The sequence below is a fragment of the Asaia sp. A2 genome (assembly GCF_057319415.1).
The window spans coordinates 72,274-90,517 of sequence record NZ_JBXWTO010000005.1 but is presented as its reverse complement, the minus strand read 5'-3'; the positions used below and the strand labels follow the sequence as shown (position 1 = coordinate 90,517).

At 58.4% G+C, this 18,244-nt stretch carries 14 protein-coding genes; 8 read left to right on the top strand and 6 right to left on the bottom strand.

Annotation, left to right across the window (positions count from 1 at the left end; translation table 11 throughout):
* Nucleotides 1–17: 17 nt before the first annotated feature.
* Nucleotides 18–2,192 (bottom strand): TonB-dependent receptor, encoded by a 2,175-nt coding sequence (locus tag ACWNRM_RS05875; RefSeq protein ID WP_485169976.1) that lies wholly within the window; start codon nucleotides 2,190–2,192, stop codon nucleotides 18–20.
* Nucleotides 2,193–2,693: 501 nt separating this feature from the next.
* Between ACWNRM_RS05875 and ACWNRM_RS05870 the strand changes: the two genes are divergently transcribed.
* On the top strand, nucleotides 2,694–3,632 hold the full coding sequence (locus tag ACWNRM_RS05870; protein ID WP_485172171.1) for an XdhC family protein: 939 nt from the start codon (nucleotides 2,694–2,696) through the stop codon (nucleotides 3,630–3,632).
* A complete protein-coding gene (locus ACWNRM_RS05865; protein WP_485169978.1) occupies nucleotides 3,629–4,204 on the top strand; it encodes an NTP transferase domain-containing protein in 576 nt (191 codons plus the stop codon). Before ACWNRM_RS05870 ends, ACWNRM_RS05865 begins: the two co-directional genes overlap by 4 nt.
* A 346-nt stretch (nucleotides 4,205–4,550) precedes the next feature.
* On the opposite strand, the gene ACWNRM_RS05860 is transcribed toward ACWNRM_RS05865, so the two are convergent.
* A complete protein-coding gene (locus ACWNRM_RS05860) occupies nucleotides 4,551–5,387 on the bottom strand; it encodes a helix-turn-helix transcriptional regulator (protein ID WP_485169979.1) in 837 nt (278 codons plus the stop codon).
* 98 nt (nucleotides 5,388–5,485) lie between these two features.
* Here ACWNRM_RS05860 and ACWNRM_RS05855 point away from each other — a divergent pair, with 98 nt between their 5' ends.
* From ACWNRM_RS05855 to ACWNRM_RS05830, 6 genes are all read left to right on the top strand, one after another.
* On the top strand, nucleotides 5,486–6,379 hold the full coding sequence (locus tag ACWNRM_RS05855) for an SDR family oxidoreductase (RefSeq protein WP_485169980.1): 894 nt from the start codon (nucleotides 5,486–5,488) through the stop codon (nucleotides 6,377–6,379).
* Between the two features lie 270 nt (nucleotides 6,380–6,649).
* On the top strand, nucleotides 6,650–7,528 hold the full coding sequence (locus ACWNRM_RS05850) for a LysR family transcriptional regulator (protein ID WP_485169981.1): 879 nt from the start codon (nucleotides 6,650–6,652) through the stop codon (nucleotides 7,526–7,528).
* A gap of 210 nt (nucleotides 7,529–7,738) precedes the next feature.
* Nucleotides 7,739–8,716 carry a DUF1852 domain-containing protein gene (locus ACWNRM_RS05845; RefSeq protein WP_485169982.1) on the top strand — a complete coding sequence of 326 codons (978 nt, stop codon included), beginning with the start codon at nucleotides 7,739–7,741 and terminating at the stop codon, nucleotides 8,714–8,716.
* A gap of 77 nt (nucleotides 8,717–8,793) precedes the next feature.
* Nucleotides 8,794–9,825 carry a methionine synthase gene (locus tag ACWNRM_RS05840; protein WP_485169983.1) on the top strand — a complete coding sequence of 344 codons (1,032 nt, stop codon included), beginning with the start codon at nucleotides 8,794–8,796 and terminating at the stop codon, nucleotides 9,823–9,825.
* A gap of 134 nt (nucleotides 9,826–9,959) precedes the next feature.
* Entirely contained in the window at nucleotides 9,960–10,511 is a 552-nt protein-coding gene (locus tag ACWNRM_RS05835) for a flavin reductase family protein (RefSeq protein ID WP_485169984.1), read from the top strand.
* Nucleotides 10,512–10,537: 26 nt separating this feature from the next.
* Entirely contained in the window at nucleotides 10,538–11,419 is an 882-nt protein-coding gene (locus ACWNRM_RS05830) for a methylenetetrahydrofolate reductase (RefSeq protein WP_485172170.1), read from the top strand.
* 78 nt (nucleotides 11,420–11,497) lie between these two features.
* On the opposite strand, the gene purU is transcribed toward ACWNRM_RS05830, so the two are convergent.
* The 4 genes from purU to ACWNRM_RS05810 form a co-directional block, all read right to left on the bottom strand.
* On the bottom strand, nucleotides 11,498–12,382 hold the full coding sequence (gene purU / locus ACWNRM_RS05825; RefSeq protein WP_485169986.1) for a formyltetrahydrofolate deformylase: 885 nt from the start codon (nucleotides 12,380–12,382) through the stop codon (nucleotides 11,498–11,500).
* Between the two features lie 196 nt (nucleotides 12,383–12,578).
* Entirely contained in the window at nucleotides 12,579–13,694 is a 1,116-nt protein-coding gene (locus ACWNRM_RS05820; protein ID WP_485169987.1) for a metallophosphoesterase, read from the bottom strand.
* A 143-nt stretch (nucleotides 13,695–13,837) separates the two neighbouring features.
* Complete coding sequence (locus tag ACWNRM_RS05815; RefSeq protein WP_485169988.1) at nucleotides 13,838–17,191, bottom strand: TonB-dependent receptor domain-containing protein; 3,354 nt, start codon at nucleotides 17,189–17,191, stop codon at nucleotides 13,838–13,840.
* A 289-nt stretch (nucleotides 17,192–17,480) separates the two neighbouring features.
* Nucleotides 17,481–18,176 carry an aspartate/glutamate racemase family protein gene (locus ACWNRM_RS05810; RefSeq protein ID WP_485172169.1) on the bottom strand — a complete coding sequence of 232 codons (696 nt, stop codon included), beginning with the start codon at nucleotides 18,174–18,176 and terminating at the stop codon, nucleotides 17,481–17,483.
* Between the last annotated feature and the right edge of the window lie 68 nt (nucleotides 18,177–18,244).

Below are 18,244 nucleotides of genomic sequence, written 5' to 3'. Positions count from 1 at the left end.
TCTGAAACCGGGTGCGTTCAGAAATCATACCCGATCTGGAAACGATAGCTGGCGGGCATTCCGTAAATCTGCTGGAAGTCGCTTACCCCGTCGGTCTGACCGACCGTTCGGTAATGCACGTTGGTCACGTTGAACCCCATAAGCGCCAGATTCCAGTGCTGCTTATGGGAAAGCAGATCGAGACGCACATCCAGCAGGCCGTAACCCGGAATGTTATTGATCCAGGCCCCGACCCCGCGCGACGCATTCAGCGTAGTGCGGAAGCTGTAATTCATCTGCACCCCTGCGGTATAAGCCCCGTTGAACATCTCGTGCTCGTAGCGGGCCGAGGGCGTCAGGCTCCAGCGCGGGGCATAAGGCAGGCGCTGCCCCTGCCACGACACCAGATTACCAGCGTAATCAATCTGGTACTGCGAGGATCTGACGATTTTCGCGTCGTTATAGGCAGCCCCGAGATTGAAGGTGAGGGTCGGTACGGGCTTCCAGACGATATTGCCTTCGAGGCCCTGATTGACCGCTGTGCCCAGATTGGTCAGGGTCGAAGTGATCGTCTTGCTGACGGCTGAATATTCGGTCGTGAAGTTCTGATAATTATAGGTGCGGTAATAGAAAGCCGCGCCGTCGACGATCAGTTTGCGGTCACGCGTCTGGGCCTTGAACCCGGCCTCGACGGCCCAGACCTGCTCCTCACGATAAGGGTCGATCTGTGCCGTGCTGGCGATGGGGAAGCCGCCGTAAAAACCGCCCGACTTATATCCGCGCGCAACAGAGGCGTAGACCATATTCAACGGGTCGAACTGATAGCGCAGCGCGGCCTTACCCGTGACATGGTCTTTCAGCTGATACTGGCGCGTCACGTCAGAAGCGACGTAGTAACCTGGCGATTGCTGGAAGGCGCCATTATAGGTCTTGTATTCCCAGGTACTGCGCGCACCGAAATCAAGCGAGAGCTTCGGCAGGATATGATAGGTGACCTGCCCGTAGCCGCTATAGGATTGCGTTTTCTGGGTGTAGCTCAGGATTCCGTCATTCGCCGCGCCGGAAAGGCCGGTGTAGAGAGTCTCGAGCGCGTTATCGAAAAGCTGGAACTGCTTGTTCTCTTCCAGATCCTCATAGGCCACATCGACACCGAGCAGCCAATCGAGGCGCTTGGGTTTGCCCGAGCTGAGGCGCAGATTTTCCTGCACCATGCGCATGGGGGTGTGCTCGATCTGCGTGGCATAAACGGGGCCGGTTGCAGCGTAGTTGTAATTCAGACCGTAATCAAAATAATCGAGCGAGGTGATGGACGTCAGTTCCAGGCCACCAAGATCGCCCACCGCGCTGAATTGTGCCCCACCCGCCATGTTATCGAGCTGGTTTGTGGGCGATGAAAGCACTTTGGTGCCATCCTGCGTCTGGCGTGACGCCGCCTGGCTTGCATCGCCAAAAGCCTGAGGCAGGGTGAGACAGTTCTGCTGGTCGGCATAACCGGCGATCATCGCCGAGCAGAAACCGCCCGTATTATTGTAAACGCCAATCGCCGTTGCCAGAGCGAGCTGCGACTTGTCGCGGCTGCCATGCAGATCGAAATTAAGCGTCCAGTTATCAAGTTTCGCCGCCACCTCGAGGCGGACAGCGTCGCGGTTCTTTCGACCCCATTTCGCGCCATTCTGAAGCGATGTCTGCCAGCCACTCCAGCCATGGTCCGATGTCTCGGCAATACGGAAGGCCAGATTGCGTGTAATCGGCGCGCCATAGGCGGCATTGATATGGCCGTCACCCCAACGCCCATAAGAAACAGCAACCGAGCCGGTCGCCTTGTCGAAATTGGGCTTGTTTGTCAGCACGCGCACGGCGCCACCGATCGTGTTGCGTCCATAAAGACCGCTTTGCGGTCCTTTCAGGACTTCAACACGGGCAATATCGAACAGGCTGCCCGTACCCATGACCGTGCTTGGCTGATAGGCGTCGTTCAAAAAGATGGGGGCCGCGGGGGTCGAGTTTGGATTGAAATCGGCAAGACTGACACCACGGATGACCCAGGTCGGCATGGCGCCGCCATAGAAATCGAGGTTCTGTGCGTTGGTCGTGTATTTGATGAGATCGGGCAGGGTCTGCACGCCAAGGCGATTGAGTTCCTTACCCGTAAAGATCTGTACGGTTTCAGGTATCTGCTGCGCTGTTTCCTTGCGCCGACGCGAGGTGACCATAACCTCTTCAACACCACGGCCTTGGGCAGAAGAAGGTTTCGCAGCCTTCTTTTTTGTTGCGTTACTGGAATGTTTCGGATGCACCTGCACAGAAGCAGAGGTCTGGGCATGCGCCGCAACCGGGAGAATGCAGAGCGAACAGGAAAGCCAGAAGCGAAGCGACAGCACGCCCTTGCCTCTGACGGGGCGACACGCCCCTGCCGCGACACGGGGCCAGAAAGAGTCTGGTTCGGTATCGTAACGACTAGACGTGCGATATCGGCTCTGCTCGTGGCGACACATTGACGGCCTCAAATTGTTCGGGTGCGTGTTTGCGTGGGGTATTCTTCAAATCGATCCGAATACGAAACATCAGATCATGAGGGGAAAATTCGGTCAACAATTTTTTTTAAGAAATAATCTCGGTTACAATTTCCTGTGTAAAAATCTCCACAATGAGGGCGGACAGCGAAGAAAGTCAGCGCTAGTCTCTCTTCTCTGCCCCTACCGAAACAGGAAACCATGCAAGACCCGACCAGACCGACGGCGATTTCTGTCAGGGCGGTCTGCGCCATGCCCAGCGATCATCCTGATGATGTCATAGGATTCCTGATTGCCAGCCATAAGGCTGGTCATACCTGTGTTCTCGCCGTTCTGACAGATATCATTGAGGGCGCCTCACGCCCCCTGGGCACACTCATGGCCATGCGCGATGACGGTCATTATGTCGGCATGGTATCTGGTGGATGTGTCGAGGCCAGTGTTGTCAGTGAAGCCTGCAAGGCTATGGCAGAGAAGCGCGATCGTACCTGCCGCTACGGGAAAGGGTCACCGTGGTTCGATATTATCCTACCGTGCCGGGGCGGGATCGGCCTACATCTGCATGTTTTGCGCAACCTCGATGCTCTAAACAGCTTCATGGCGCAACGGGCTATACGTCAGCCTGTCAGGCTGCATTACGACATGGCGGCTCAAACGCTGCTTGCCACACCAGGCGACACACCCACCGGCTGGTCCGGCTCCACTTTCACAACTGCCTTTCGCCCTGACCCACAGATTCTCGTTTTCGGTGAGGGTCTTGAGAGCCATTATCTGACTTTGCTTGCCAGGGCCGCCGGGCTTGTAATCCTGAAAGGGGATATGACCCGTATCATGGTGCATGCGCATGATTGCGAAACAGCACTTGTCCTGCTGCTTCATGACCTCGACCGAGAACTCCCGCTCCTGCACGCATCCCTCCGCACCAGAGCGTTTTTCATTGGTTGTCTGGGAAGCCGCCGCACACAGGAACGGCGCCTCGACGCACTGCGCGCGGCAGGCTACGATGAAGAGACGCTCAAGCGAATTCGTGGCCCTATTGGATTGTTCGGCCCCTCGCGCGAGGCGCGTTCAGTGGCAGTCTCCATATTGGCCGAATTGTTTTCTCTGATCGAATCACGCAGGGCAGGTTTACTGTCGTGAATAATCAATCATGTGCCTTGCTCGTTCTCGGCGCAGGGCTAAGCCTGCGCTTTGGTGAGGAGGACAAACTGGCGAGCATCTTCCGAGGCTCCTTACTTTCCCATCATGTTCTGCGTGCTACAGCCGCCCTGGATTGGAGCGAAAAACGGTTTGTCTCCAGAGAGGCTGGGCTATGGCATGAGGCCTATCTTCAGGCAGGCTTTAGACGTCTTATCAACCTCAACCCCACGCAGGGGATGAGTACCTCTCTGGCCCTTGGCATAGAGGGCCTTGCAGCTGAAGAACATGTTCTTGTTTGTCTGGCCGATATGCCTTTCATCACAACAGTTCACCTTGCCCGCCTTCGGGAAGGCAGCGCGCAGGAGCCGGGATCGGTATTCGCTACAGCCGCAGCATCCTACAGAGGGCCACCTGCCATTTTCCCCGTATCCGTCCTGAAGGCTCTCGATTTGAGGGGGGACGTTGGCGCGCGACCTTTGCTTCGTCAGGCCAGACTGATCAATACCTCCGCGTGGGAGGTCAGCGATATCGACGATCGCAAAACGCTCGACGAACTGAGCGCAGACACATGAGCGCTCTGGCAGGCGAAATGCCGCCGATATTCGGTTCTCAGACAGAACAGGGCGTGTGAGATGGAGTGCTATATAGCGCTACCGGACTGATTTCATAAAAAGAATTGGTGCCATAGCCATAAAGGCGACATGCCCGAAGTCGAAACCGGGTTCCTGACCCGGTGCACCTGCGCGATTCAGTCGTTCTCCGGATCGCCCTTGAACAAGCCCCGAACCCTTAGAGATCGACTACAATGAAAACAGCCGCTCTCATCGAAGCGAGAGTGTTTCAGGACAGACCTCTTGTTTTTGCGGCACACTCGCGGTCAATCAGTGACCTTGAGCCGCAAAACAAGGAGCAAACCACCTAAGGCTCATCACTCGGGGCTGTTTGTGCCATGAGGCGCTGGATACGCTCCAGATCATCCGGCGTAGCAGGATTATAGATGATCAGGCCCAGATCTGGCCGTCCATCGACAGCAAACCCTGAATATTCGAGTTCGATCATCCCCACGGCAGGATGTTGCAGGCGCTTGGTTCCCTCACCCTGCTGCAACACATCATTGTGCTGCCAGAGCGCCGCGAAATCCGGGCTGGCAGCACTCAGTTCAGCGACAAGCCTGTCGATCTCGGCAGAAGCACCAGCCCGCACCACATCGGCACGAAAGGCCGCGACTACCGAATAGGCCAGGCTCGACCAGTCCGTCTGCATCGCGCGTATACGGGGCGTACAAAAGACGATCTTGAGGATATTCCGGTCTTCCCGCGCCAGCTTGCTGTAATCGGTGAGCACACAGGCAGCAGCCCTGTTCCAGGCAACGACATCCCACAAGGGTGTCTTGACAATGGCTGGGCTCCAGGTGAGCGCATCAAGCACACGTTGCAGGCGCGGCGTGATGCCTTCGGCCGCCCTGTACCGCCGTTCCGGCGGATGCCCAAGCGCCAGCATATACAGATGCTCCCGCTCTGCTTCGGTCAGCAGCATCCCCTTAGCAATACGATCAAGCACATCCGCCGAGGGCGAACCCGCCCGCCCCTGCTCAAGCCAGGTGTACCATGTGGGGCTGATATTGGCGCGTTGCGCGACTTCCTCCCGGCGCAGCCCCGGCGTGCGTCGCCTTGTGGCGGGAAAGCCGAACGCCGCCGGATCGAGACGATCACGCCTGTCTCGCAGATAGGCGCCAAGGGCGGTGGGTGATGTCACGGCAAGCCTGTCAGTGCTGATACTATGATAACGTCACTACTGTAACAGGATGAGTATGGCGGCCATGATCATGATCTGACAACCAAGGAAACTGGATCATGCGCGTTTTTCTGACCGGGGCGAACGGTTTTATCGGCGCCAAACTCGTTGCGGAACTCATTGGGGCTGGCCATCAGGTGCTCGGTCTGACACGCTCGACGGCTGGCGCGCAAAGGCTCCAGGCCGCAGGTGCAGAAGCGCTGCACGGCGATCTGGAGGATCTCGCCAGCCTGCGCGCAGGAGCGGCAGGAAGCGACGGCGTTATCCATACCGCGTTCGACCATGATTTCGCGCATTATCTTGCCAATTGCGAGAAAGACCGACGCGCTATCGACGCCATCGGTGAAGCGCTTGAAGACTCGAACCGCCCCTTCGTAATCACCTCCACAACGCTGTTCGGCGAAACTCATCCCGGCGCGTGCGCGGATGAGGATGTCTTTAACGCCCAGCACAAAAATCCACGGGTCATTTCGGAAATCGCCGCGCAGGGGATGATTGATCGCGACCGGAATGTCTCGCTGGTGCGTCTGTCGCAAATTCACGATACGGCGCGTCAGGGCCTCGTGACATTCCTGATCCAGCTCGCCCGCGAGACAGGGCGTTCCGCCTATATTGCGGACACCGATTATCGCTGGTCGGCAGCCCCTGTTTCGGCCACCGTCACACTCTATCGTCTGGCGCTTGAAAAGCAGGCCCACGGCGCACGCTATCACGCAACGGCGGAAGAAGGTGTGTCGGTACGCGCCATTGCCGAAAGGATCGGGCAAACTCTCGGCTTGCCCGTCACCGGACTGAGCGAGGATGAGGCAATGGCCCATTTCGGCTGGTTATATGGCTTCGTTAGCAAGGATATGACGGCCTCAAGTCAAAAGACACAGCAACGCCTTGGCTGGCAGCCCGTTGGGGCCAGCTTGCTGAGTGACATCGACAATCTCAGCCCTCAGGCGGCGTGAGTCGGCAGATCGTGACCTTGCTGGCGTATCCCATAAGGGCTGCGCCAGGTTGCCTTTGACCACTCACCGCGCTCACTGCGTCTGAAATCGCCTTTTCTCTGCCGAACGTACGAGGCCGACTGCGTCACCGGGGCGCAAAAACCGGAGCGGCGTGCCGGGGCCAGAGAGACGCCCTTCGCGCTCCCGGATCGTGATCACGCCAGATCGCCTGCTTGATTCCTGCCTGAAATTCATCACAGATGAGGGAAACCTGACGGATATTCATGGATCGTGATCGACATTCAGCCGCTAGCCATTTTGCGTGAAATCCATCGCACCGGCAGCCTGACACAGGCGGCAGAGCAATTATGCCTGACCCAGTCAGCCGTCAGTCATGCCATCCGCCGTTTCGAGGACCGATACAGCGTCAAGCTGTTCGAGCGCGAAGGCCACAAATTGCGCTTTACCCTCGCCGGAGACTATCTGCTCGGGCTCGCCCAGCGCGTCCTGCCGCAGCTTGAGCATGGCGCCGGTGTGCTGGAAGATTACGCGCGCGGTCGACGGGGCTCGATCCGTATCGGTATGGAATGTCACCCCTGTCAGGACTGGCTGATGCAGGTGGTCGATCCCTTTCTTGCTGCGTGGCCTGATGTCGAACTTGACGTCACGACCGCCTTCCAGTTTGGCGGACTGACGGCTCTGCTCGGCCACGAAATCGATATTCTCGTCACGCCCGATCCGATTGCGCGCCCAGAGCTCACCTTTACGCCCGTCTTCGACTACGAGCTCGTACTGGCCGTGTCCGACACGCACCCTCTGGCGCAGAAACACCATATCGAGCCTTCTGACCTCACAACCGAGACGCTGATCACCTATCCCGTCTCGCGCGAGCGGCTCGATATCTACACGCAATTCCTCGTCCCGGCCCATGCCCTGCCGCGGCGGCACCGCACAGTGGAAACCACCGATCTGATGCTGCGCCTTGTGGCATCCGGACGGGCTGTCAGCGCCACACCGGACTGGCTGCTTCGCAAGGTGAAAGGGGTGAAAGGAGTCAGGATTGGTAACGGAATTCTCAAATCCATCCATCTGGGCCACCGCACGGGTACGGCACCCCCATATCTGGAGGGATTCATCAAACTGGCAGCCAGCGTCAAAATTGCCTCATGACGCCGATGATCAACGGCGCCGGACCTACAGCATCCCACGTGTCTTTCTGACACGACAAGGAAGAACATGACAGATTGTCATGTTATAACGAATTATAATCATTTGTCTTCATGATGGATCACGCCAGATAAACGGGCCTCGCTCGCACCGCGCGGCGGCACTCTCAACGTGGCGCGGAAAACAGGTTCCAGCTGAGGATACCCGCCCATCATGACCCGTGATTTCACCTTCAAGGTCAAAAGCCTTCGGTTTGACGAAAACTATGCGCCGGCTCCCGGTACGCGGCTGACCACCAATTTCGCCAATCTCGCGAGAGGTGAATCCCGTCAGGAAAACCTGCGGGCGGCGCTGCGCATGATCGATCACCGCTTCAACGATCTCGCTCGATGGGACAACCCTGAGGGTCATCGCTATGCGCTCGAACTCGATATTGTCTCCATCGACATGGATATCACCGGGTCCGGTGAGAGCTTTCCTGCCATCGAACTTCTCAGGACCACGATCATCGACCGGACCAATGGCAAGCGCATCGAGGGCATCGTAGGCAATAATTTCTCGTCCTATGTGCGCGACTATGATTTCAGCGTGCTCCTGCCCGAGCATAATCGCGGACGTGACGGTTTTTCCGTTCCCGATGATTTCGGCGTTCTGCATGGCAGGATCTTCAAGGCTTTTATCGCCTCGGAGGCCTACACCGCCCATTTCACGAAGCCCCCCGTGATCTGCCTGAGCGTTTCTGAAAACAAGATCTATACCCGCACCACCAATGCGCATCCTGTACTAGGTGTGGAATACACACCCAACGAGACCTCACTGACCGAAAGCTATTTTGGCGAGATGGGAATGCAGGTGCGCTATTTCATGCCGCCCGGATGCGTCGCGCCCCTCGCCTTCTATTTCTCTGGCGATCTGCTCAATGATTATACGCCTCTCGAACTGATCAGCACGATCAGCACGATGGAGACATTCCAGCGTATCTATCGCCCGGAAATCTATAACGCGAACTCGGCAGCCGCCTCACGCTACAGGCCCAGCCTGCGCCAGAACGATTACTCCAACACCCGTGTGGTCTATGACCGCGAGGAGCGCACGCGCCTCGCCATCGAGCAGGGACGATTTGCAGGCGAGCATTTCATTGCGCCGCACAAGACGCTGCTTGAGCAATGGTCCAGCCGATACGCCGCCTGAGCCCTTCATTCTGCATCACTATGCCGCCCCTCTGGGCCACCCCTCTGCCCCCCCCCCCCTCTGAAGAGTCATATTTCATGAAGAAGCTTCTCCCCACTGCGACTGCTGGCAGCCTGCCAAAGCCTTCATGGCTTGCCGAGCCCGAAAAGCTCTGGTCCCCCTGGAAAATGGAGGGCGAGGCTCTGGTTGAGGCCAAACAGGATGCGCTTCGCGTCTCGCTGCTTGAGCAGCAGGTGGCGGGCATCGATATCGTCAGCGACGGCGAGCAGACACGCCAGCACTTCGTCACCACCTTCATCGAGCATCTGGCCGGTGTCGATTTCGAGAAGCGCGAGACCGTTACCATTCGCAACCGCTACGAAGCCAGCGTGCCCACGGTCGTGAGCGCGGTCGCGCGTGAGAAGCCGGTTTTTGTCGAGGATGCAAAATTCCTGCGTCAGCAGACCAAAGCGCCGATCAAATGGGCACTGCCTGGCCCCATGACCATGATCGACACGCTGTATGACGCGCACTACAAAAGCCGCGAGAAACTGGCCTGGGAATTTGCCGCCATTCTCAATGCCGAAGCCCGTGAGCTGGAGCAGGCTGGTGTGGATATCATCCAGTTCGATGAGCCAGCCTTCAACGTGTTTTTCGACGAGGTCAATGACTGGGGCATTGCCACGCTGGAGCGCGCCATCGAAGGGCTGAAATGCCAGACCGCCGTCCATATCTGCTACGGTTATGGCATCAAGGCCAATACCGACTGGAAAAAGACGCTGGGCCATGAATGGCGCCAGTACGAGCGGACCTTCCCGAAGCTGCGGGCCTCGAACATCGATCTCGTATCGCTTGAGTGCCAGAACTCCCACGTTCCGATGGAACTGATCGAATTGCTGCGTGGCAAGAAGGTGATGGTCGGAGCCATCGATGTCGCAAGCAACCGCATCGAAACCCCGGAAGAAGTTGCAGATACCCTGCGCAAGGCGCTCCAGTTTGTTGATGCCGAAAATCTCTGCCCCTGCACGAATTGCGGCATGGCGCCGCTTTCACGCAACGTGGCCAGAGGCAAACTTCAGGCTCTCGCCGCCGGTGCCGAGATCATCCGTCGCGAGCTGACCTGCGCCTGACTCCACCCTCTCGATCATGAGCGAGACGATGCCGGTTGGCTGCAAAAGCTGACCGGCCTGTTTTTCAGGGTTCGGCCCCAATGGCGGCAGGGCCGCATTTGCCGCGCTCATTTAGCGAAGATTCGGCAGAAATCATGACAAAGGCCCCCCTGAAGCCTAGTACAGACATCAAAGCCCAAGCCAGCCTTGATCCGAAAGCCCTGCGCGCCTGCTGTGGGCAGTTCGCGACCGGCGTCACGGTTGTGACGACCCGCACAGAGGAGGGCGATCACGGCATGACGGTCAGCGCTTTCATGTCGGTCTCGCTCGACCCACCCCTGATTGGTGTCTGTGTTGGTACGCGTTCCACGCTTCTGGCACGGGTCCGCCATGCTGGCCGGTTTGCCGTCAGTGTCCTCGCGCAGGATATGGAGGCCCACGCCATGCACTTTGCGGGACGACGCAACGACGCATTGCAGGCTCTGTTCGAGCCGCACGACGGCTTGCCGGTTCTGAAGGGCGCAGGGGCGGTCTTCACAACGGATCTCGTGCAGCAGGCAACGGCGGGAGATCATGTCATACTGATCGGTCAGGTATGCAGCATGACCCATGACAAAGCCGCACGCCCGCTCCTGCATCATGCCGGGCAATTCAAATCCATCGCCTCTCCAGATTCATGCAACCCTGAACGACGACACAGGGCATGATCCCCATAACGGGCAGGGGGGATGCGATGGCGGTGCAATCAGCCGGGAAAACGGATGGGGCACACGACCCGGATCGGCTCTGGCGCTTCTCGCTCGAAGTCACGACCAGGGATCTGCCATCCCTGAAAGGCATGATGTCATCGGGAGCATTGTCACTGGGGCCAGTCAGGCCTGTCATGATCCCCCATCTGGCCAATGACACGCAAGCAGCGCGTCTGGAGGCCATCCGCATCATCAGGACTCTTGGCCTGCTTCCTGTGCCGCATTTCTCTGCCCGACGCCTTCCCTCGAAAGCGGCCTGCGAGACCCTGCTGGCACAGATGGTGGCCGAGGCCGGGATTGAGCGATGCTTCATTGTCGCAGGGGACCCGTCCGAGCCTGCAGGCCCTTTTGCCGACAGCGCTGCCCTGCTGGCAACCGGCCTGTTCGAGGAGGCTGGGATCAGGGTTGTCGGTATTGGGGGATATCCGGAAGGCCATCCCCTCATGACGCCTGAACAGGGCTGGACGGTGTTGGAGCATAAATGCCGCGATATCGAGGCACGGGGCATGACGCCAGAAATCGTCACGCAATTCGGCTTTGATGCTCAAGCCATCACGACGTGGCTGATGCGCCTGAGTGAGCTTGGGATCACATGCCACGTCAGAATAGGCGTTCCGGGACCCGCGTCGATCGCCTCCCTGCTGCGTTTTGCCGCACGCTGCGGGGTAGGCGCCTCTGCTTCCGTGCTTTCCCGATATGGCATATCGCTTGGCAAGTTACTGGGAAGCACCGGACCAGATCAGCTGATCACGCAGCTTGAAGAGCAACTGGCCGACGCGCATGGCGCGGCAAGCCTGCATTTCTACCCATTCGGTAATCTCGGGCGCACCATGGACTGGATTGGCCAGCGCATTGGCAAAGGGTGATGGATCGCAAAAGCGCCATGACCATCGCCCGGTGATCGCCTCTGACAGCGATCCCGTGCAACAGGGGCGCTGTCTGGTTCAGCCGTTACGTGACGAGGCAAAGGATCCCGGGCTTGCGGGAAAGACCACCGTGCTGCGGCCATTGAGAAACACACGCCTGTGGGCATGGGCATGAATTGCGCGTGCCAGAACCTGACTTTCCACATCACGCCCCAGCGTGACGTAGTCTTCGGGTGACTGGTTGTGCGATACGCGAATGATGTCCTGCTCGATGATCGGCCCCTCATCGAGTTCCGCCGTGACATAATGCGCGGTCGCACCGATCAGCTTGACGCCACGCGCATGAGCCTGATGGTAGGGATGAGCGCCCTTGAAACTGGGCAGGAAGGAGTGATGGATGTTAATCGTGCGCCCTGACAGGGCCTGACACATCTCATCGGACAGAACCTGCATATAGCGCGCCAGCACCACAAGCTGCGCCCCGCTGTCGCGAATGATGGCAAGCTGCTGCGCTTCGGCCTCGGGTTTGTTTTCCTTCGTCACCCGGATGTAGTGGAAGGGTATGTCGTGGTTGACCACCAGCTTCTGAAAATCCAGATGATTGGAAATCACCGCAACGATATTGATCGGCAGGGCCCCGATACGGGTGCGATAGAGCAGATCGTTCAGGCAATGGCCGAACCGTGACACCATGATCACGACATTCAGCCGCTCATTCTCGTCATGGAAGGTGGCGATCATGCCGTATTGCGCGGCGATCGGGGCGAAATCGCGCTGCAATTCCTCAAGGCTCGTATTTGCCTCAGCCAGAAAACTGGTCCGCATGAAAAACCGGTTCGATTCGATATCGTCGAACTGTGAGCTATCGCGGATATTGCAGTCTTTTCCCGCGAGATACCCCGAGATTACCGCCACAATTCCACGACGTGCCTCGCACGTTACCGTAACGCAATAACGGCCCATCCTCTTCCCCTGTCTATTGCCGGCATGTCGCTGCTTCATCGCCGAGGCACGATATCCCGGCCCGCAGCCTGACCGGCCGCGCGGTCATCACAACCGCCTTTATTCCTGAGGGACGTAGCAGCTTCATGCGGCCGTGCCTACAGCAGGGCCATAGCCTGCCAGACTGCGACGCGCCCTGCCCTTTTCGCGCCAGCGGTCAGGCGGATTTGAGGTGAAAGCAGGTAATTTCGGAGGGTCTGCCGAGGCGAAGTGCGAAGCCGGGCCAGATGCCGGTACCGTTGCTCACGTAAAGTGTCATGGCACCAACTTCGTAGCGGCGGGAAACAAAACCGTTATTGCCACGCGCCACCATACGGTCGAGACCATAGATCATCCCGCCATGCGTATGACCCGAAAGCTGGAGCGCCACGCCCTGAGCCGCGGCCTCACGCGCGCCACCGGGTTGATGATCGAGCAGAATGACAGGCGCTCCTTCAGGACGTCCTGCCAGCGCCGCCGCCAGATCGGGCCTGGCCTCACCATGACCGGCTGCGGAGTGATCTGTCACACCCGCAACCACCAGCGACGCCCCGTCGCGAGTGATGAGCCGATGCGTGTTGAGCAGCATGTGAAACCCGAGCGCGCCGATATGCTGCATCCACTCGCGATAATCGAAAAAATACTCATGGTTGCCCGGACAGGCCATCAGCCCGTCAGGGGCCGTGAGCTGCGCAAGCGGGGCAACGTCGTCGCGACGCATGGCCACCGATCCATCGATAAAATCCCCGGTCACGACGATCAGGTCTGCCCCGATGGCATTGGTGCGTGACACCACCTCCTCGGCCCAGCGACGCGGGAAAACGCGGGTGATGTGCAGATCGGTCAGCTGGGCAATACGATAGCCATCAAAAGCAGGGTCGAGCCCCGCAATGCTGACTGTCTCATGCCTGACCGGCGGTACGCGCACGGCATTCCACACGCCCAGCGCCGACAGCAAGGCAGCAAGCCCACCGATCGCGAGGCGCGGGGTCGTGCCGATCACAATGCCATGCCACTGCACCAATGCCACCAGAGCCGCGACAATATCGACCATGATTTGCCCGACGGTCACGAACATCAGGGCGCCGAACGCCCAGTTGAACAGGATGACCACAGGGCGCGGCATTTCCGGCGCAAAGACAGAGCCGGAAGAAAGACGGCTCCATTGGTGAAAGAGCGCCGCTCCAACGATCAGGATGATCGCAGCCAGTTTGACGGGAAGTGCCAGAGGAAGCGGCCAGAGCCAGTTAAGAATGACAACGACGAAAAGCGTACCGAAAATGAATGGGCGCAAGAGACAGATGATCCTGAAAATGAGGCCGTAACAGGCAACGCTCCCGCAAGGCAAAAGGTTTTCCCTGTGCCGCGCTACTTTCAGGACCATCGGGAAAGGCGCGTTGAAAAACCCCTCTGCTTTTGCAGAGGGGTGCGGTTGCATCAGAAATGCACGCCGATATTGAGCTGGAAGCTGCGCCCGATGAAGGCCTCGTAATAACGGTTGGTATCATAGATGCCCGGGTCCTTGGGCAGGGCATCGGTGATGTTGTTGATGACGAAATTAGCCGCGAGATTCTTGGTGATTTCATACGCCAGGGAGAGATTGAAGTAGGCGAATGAAGGACGCTTATTATCCTGATAACGCGTGGCCGGTACCTGCACCGCGTACTGGGTCGGCCCATACCAGAGCGTCTGCCACTGGGCCGAGAACGGACCGCGCATGTAGTTCAGGTTGAGCGTGAAGTTGTCATTGGGTGCGTCTGTCGTTCCCGAGAGGAAATAGGTGCTGCCCAGATAGGTGTTCTGGCTCTTGAGATAGTGAACGTAATTGCCGCTCAGATCGATTTCACCGGCACCGTCGCCCAGCCCGAAACGCGACAGGGGAGCGTAGTAGTCGAAGGTTGCCTGCAAAGCCTGCGTCTCATAGCTGGCAATGTTGTAATAGCCTGCGCTGAAGGTCGAAAGCTGACCGGAGGAATCACGTGTGAAGGTGTTGCAGAAGGCATTGGACGGATAGCTGGACGAGTCATAGCAGGCGTTCATCAGATCCTGCGCGCCCAGTGAGGTGATGGCGTTTTTCACCTTCACGTCCACAAAAGACGCCTTCATGTCGAGGCCACGCACGAAATGCGGCCGGAATTCGAGGCTGCCCGTATAGCTCTTTGAGGTTTCGTTCTTGAGGTTGCTGTTGCCGCCTGCGCTGCCCGGAATGGTGTAGAAATTGAAGTTGGACGTGAAGGGCTGTTTGATACCTGCCTTGGCGCAGTTTGCTGCACGAATGGCCGGGTTGGGGCCGGAACCAACACCTGCGTCCGAGCACGGATCAACGCCTGTTTCGTAATCGGTGGAGCGGGGCGAAAACAGTTCCGTCACGGAGGGATTACGCACTGACTGCGCGTAGTTGCCGCTCAGGCCGAAATCCTCGGTCGGCCACCAGGCACCGCCGAACATGTAGGTCCAGTAATTGCCGGTCATGCTGTTATTGATGAAGCGACCATTGGCTGTGGCTGACAGGTTGTAGATACCTGGCACGTTCATGGTCGGTGAGACGAAAGGCACGTCCAGCTCGCCAAAGGCTTCATGCGTATGATACGCGCCACCTGTGGGCGGAATAGCCGTGCTGTTACCGTATTGCTGATATGTGCCATCACCCTGCGGCCAGCCACGGAAGAACGCGCCCGGATCGAAATGATACCCTTCGCGGCGATGCTCATAGCCCAGATCCCACCGGATATCGCCCGCGGGCAGGCGGAACACCGTTGAACTCAGTTCGGCCTGGATATCGCGCTGTGTGTTGTTGTTGCGTGAATGGGCATCTGAAATGACATAGTCACGTGCACCCGGTGTCATCTGGTTGTAGCCGAAAGGATTGAGCGGCTCGCAGGTAGAACTGCGCGTGGCGATGGGCGCATTCTGATAGCCCGAAGCGCACACGATATTGCCGCTGGAATCACGCACGGCGTTGAGGGCATTGACGAGGTTGGGAATGACGATGGAGGGCGTCCAGGTATCGTTCATGTAGCGCGTGTATTCACCACGCACTTTCCAGTCGAACTTGCGCCCCACTGCATTGAAATCACCGGCAAGCCCGCCCTGGAAGCGATACATCTGCACCTTCGTGCGATACAGACCGGCGTCGAGGTCCTGGTTCAGACGGTTCAGATAGAAGGTGTCTGTCGGCTGGCCATTGGCAGCGAGGGCATTCCTGATCGTCTGCTGCTCGGCGCTGGTCAGATAAGGATTGCTCGTGCTTAGCGCATAGGCACCATTGACGACATCGTTGGTATAGTAGCTGCTGCTCATCGGGCCAGCCGTATTGAGCGTCAGGGGATTGTCGAACTGGGTCGTGCTCCATGTGCCCTGACCCACCTGACTCTCGGCGCTGCCACGGGCATACCAGCCCTGCCATGTGGCATGAATGTGCCGGGTAATGTCGTAATGCCCGAGCAACGTCAGGTTCAGCTTGTCATTGGGGGCGATCAGCTGATTGTAGTCCTGCAGGGCGATACCGTTCCCGCCGATGCCGTGCGTGGTGTCTCCCTTGAGATAGGCATTTGCCTGAAGCGGAATGAGCGACTGGCCATTCTGGCTGAACATGAGCGGCATATTGGCGGCATTGGCCACGGCGTTATTGGCCTGACCGGCCAGCGCGGCGCCAGCAGACCCCGCATAGACCGGCAGATTGCCGTAATCACCGGTGATCATGGGAATACCGGTCACAGAGTTCTGGATGAACCGTGAGCCAGCGCCCAGAACATAGGTATAGGGCGAACTCTGCCCCAGTGGCACGCGATGATAAAGCACCGCGTCACGCCCGAACACATCAGGCCGGTCATTGGCGACCATACCGCCCTGGTTGCGGTATTCCACATCAAAGACCATGCCGCCCTTGTCATGGTCGAAATTGCGGCCAGCCTTGAAGGTCAGTTTCTCACCCGGTGCATCGAGCTTTTGCGACCAGTTACCCTGGGCATTGAAATCGACACCGGTGAAGTGGTCATCGAGCGTATAGTTCATCACGCCCGCCACGGCGTCGGCACCATAGGCCGCGCCGGCGCCGCCGAGGCGCGTATCAATACCCTTGATGAGCGAGGTCGGAATCGTGCTCACATCCACCTGCGAGCCCGAACCGGAACCATAGATCGAGGCCGTCGCGCCACCGCCCATACGCATGCCATCAATCAAGGTCAGCGTACGCTGGGCGCCCAGATTGAGGAGGCCGATAAAGGACTGACCCGCCCCGAAGCTGCCCTGGTTACCGATGGTGGAATTGCCACCCTGGCTGATTGCCGGATTTTCACGCAGCAGGGCCGTACCGAGATCGTAATATCCCCGGCGTCGGATCTGTTCCCCACCCAGGGTCGATCCTGCCATGACATTCGTCAGGCGCGATTGCGACAGGCGCGTGCCGGTGACGATGATGGTCTCTTTCTGCGGCGAGGAATCCGCCGTTTCCACGCCACTTGAAAAAGGCAGGGCAGGCTGGGCGGCAGCACTCGACGCGCCGTTTTGCGGTGCCGTGCCTGCACCGGTTACCGCTGCGCTGCCACCAACGCTCCCTGCCGCCACGCCCACCTTCGAGGATGTCGCCTTGGCCGTTGCATGAGCGGGTTTTTTCGTCGCGTGGGATGACCGACGCGCGGTGGTCTTCTTGTGCGCGGTTCCCGCCCCCTGAGCGATGGTCTGGGCAAGGCCCTCTGCCGGCGCAGCAAACACTGTGCAGAACAGGGCAACCATCAATGTGCTCTGCCGCAGGCCCCTGTGACGATAAGGCAATGTTACCCGGCGCACCATCGTGAGACTCCCCGTGAATATGTTTCGTAAAAATAACGAAACATACCGTAAGGAAATTTTTCCGGTTTGGTATCTATAACGCAACGATAACGACGAATACTGACCGTCGTTGCTTTTTCGCAACATATTGTGACAGCTTGCTTCACAATGACGTTCGCTACGCCAAAGACCACGGCAGACCACCAGCCTGCCCGGCGATAGCCCTTAATCGCTGTGATGGTGCGTTAACGACGCGCTCAGCCTCCCCCCTCAGGGGACAACCATTTTCCATACATTTCCGGACATCCTGTCAGTCGGCCAATGCCTTTTCGAGGGTGGCCTGAACATGCAGGGCTGTCGTATCGAAAAGCGGCACCGTGCAATCCTCAGCCCCGACAAGCAGCATGATTTCCGTGCATCCCAGAATGATCGCCTCAGCACCCGAAGCGACAAGGCGGGCCATGATGGCGCGATAAAGCGCGCGGGATGACGGGTTGATCTGCCCGGCCACGAGCTCTTCATAGATGATACGATGCACGTCCATGCGGTCCCGTTCGTCGGGAATGATCACCTCCAGACCATAACGCCCGGTCAGTCGCTTCCTGTAGAAATCCTGCTCCATGGTGAAGCGCGTGCCCAACAGCCCGACGCGGCGAAAGCCGCTTTGCCGGATCTGTTCGCCGGTGGCGTCAGCGATATGCAGGATGGGAATTGACAGTTGCGCCTGCACCGCATCTGCCACGCAGTGCATGGTGTTCGTACAGATCACCAGATCGTCCGCTCCCGCCTTCTCCAGATGGCGCGCGGCCTCAATCAGGCGCTTGGTCAGGACATCCCATGCGCCGCGATGCTGGAGATCCTTGATCTCGGCGAAGTCGAATGACCACAAAAGACAGCGTGCAGACGAGGCTGGACCGAGCCTGTCACGCACACCTTCATTGAGCAGACGATAATACATGGCCGAGCTCTCCCAGCTCATACCGCCCAGAAGCCCGATCATTCTCATTGTCTGTCCCCACCCCGTACCTGTTTGCATCCAGGCCTGATTCAGCCTGATCAGAACCCGGCATCATG

Excerpts from the sequence above, each read along its gene's own strand:
- ACWNRM_RS05875 (WP_485169976.1), bottom strand. The coding sequence starts at position 2,192 with ATGGTCACCTCGCGTCGGCGCAAGGAAACAGCGCAGCAGATACCTGAA.
- ACWNRM_RS05870 (WP_485172171.1), top strand. The coding sequence starts at position 2,694 with ATGCAAGACCCGACCAGACCGACGGCGATTTCTGTCAGGGCGGTCTGC.
- ACWNRM_RS05815 (WP_485169988.1), bottom strand. The coding sequence starts at position 17,191 with ATGGTGCGCCGGGTAACATTGCCTTATCGTCACAGGGGCCTGCGGCAG.
- purU (WP_485169986.1), bottom strand. The coding sequence starts at position 12,382 with ATGGGCCGTTATTGCGTTACGGTAACGTGCGAGGCACGTCGTGGAATT.
- ACWNRM_RS05810 (WP_485172169.1), bottom strand. The coding sequence starts at position 18,176 with ATGAGAATGATCGGGCTTCTGGGCGGTATGAGCTGGGAGAGCTCGGCC.
- ACWNRM_RS05855 (WP_485169980.1), top strand. The coding sequence starts at position 5,486 with ATGCGCGTTTTTCTGACCGGGGCGAACGGTTTTATCGGCGCCAAACTC.
- ACWNRM_RS05845 (WP_485169982.1), top strand. The coding sequence starts at position 7,739 with ATGACCCGTGATTTCACCTTCAAGGTCAAAAGCCTTCGGTTTGACGAA.
- ACWNRM_RS05830 (WP_485172170.1), top strand. The coding sequence starts at position 10,538 with ATGGCGGTGCAATCAGCCGGGAAAACGGATGGGGCACACGACCCGGAT.
- ACWNRM_RS05840 (WP_485169983.1), top strand. The coding sequence starts at position 8,794 with ATGAAGAAGCTTCTCCCCACTGCGACTGCTGGCAGCCTGCCAAAGCCT.
- ACWNRM_RS05835 (WP_485169984.1), top strand. The coding sequence starts at position 9,960 with ATGACAAAGGCCCCCCTGAAGCCTAGTACAGACATCAAAGCCCAAGCC.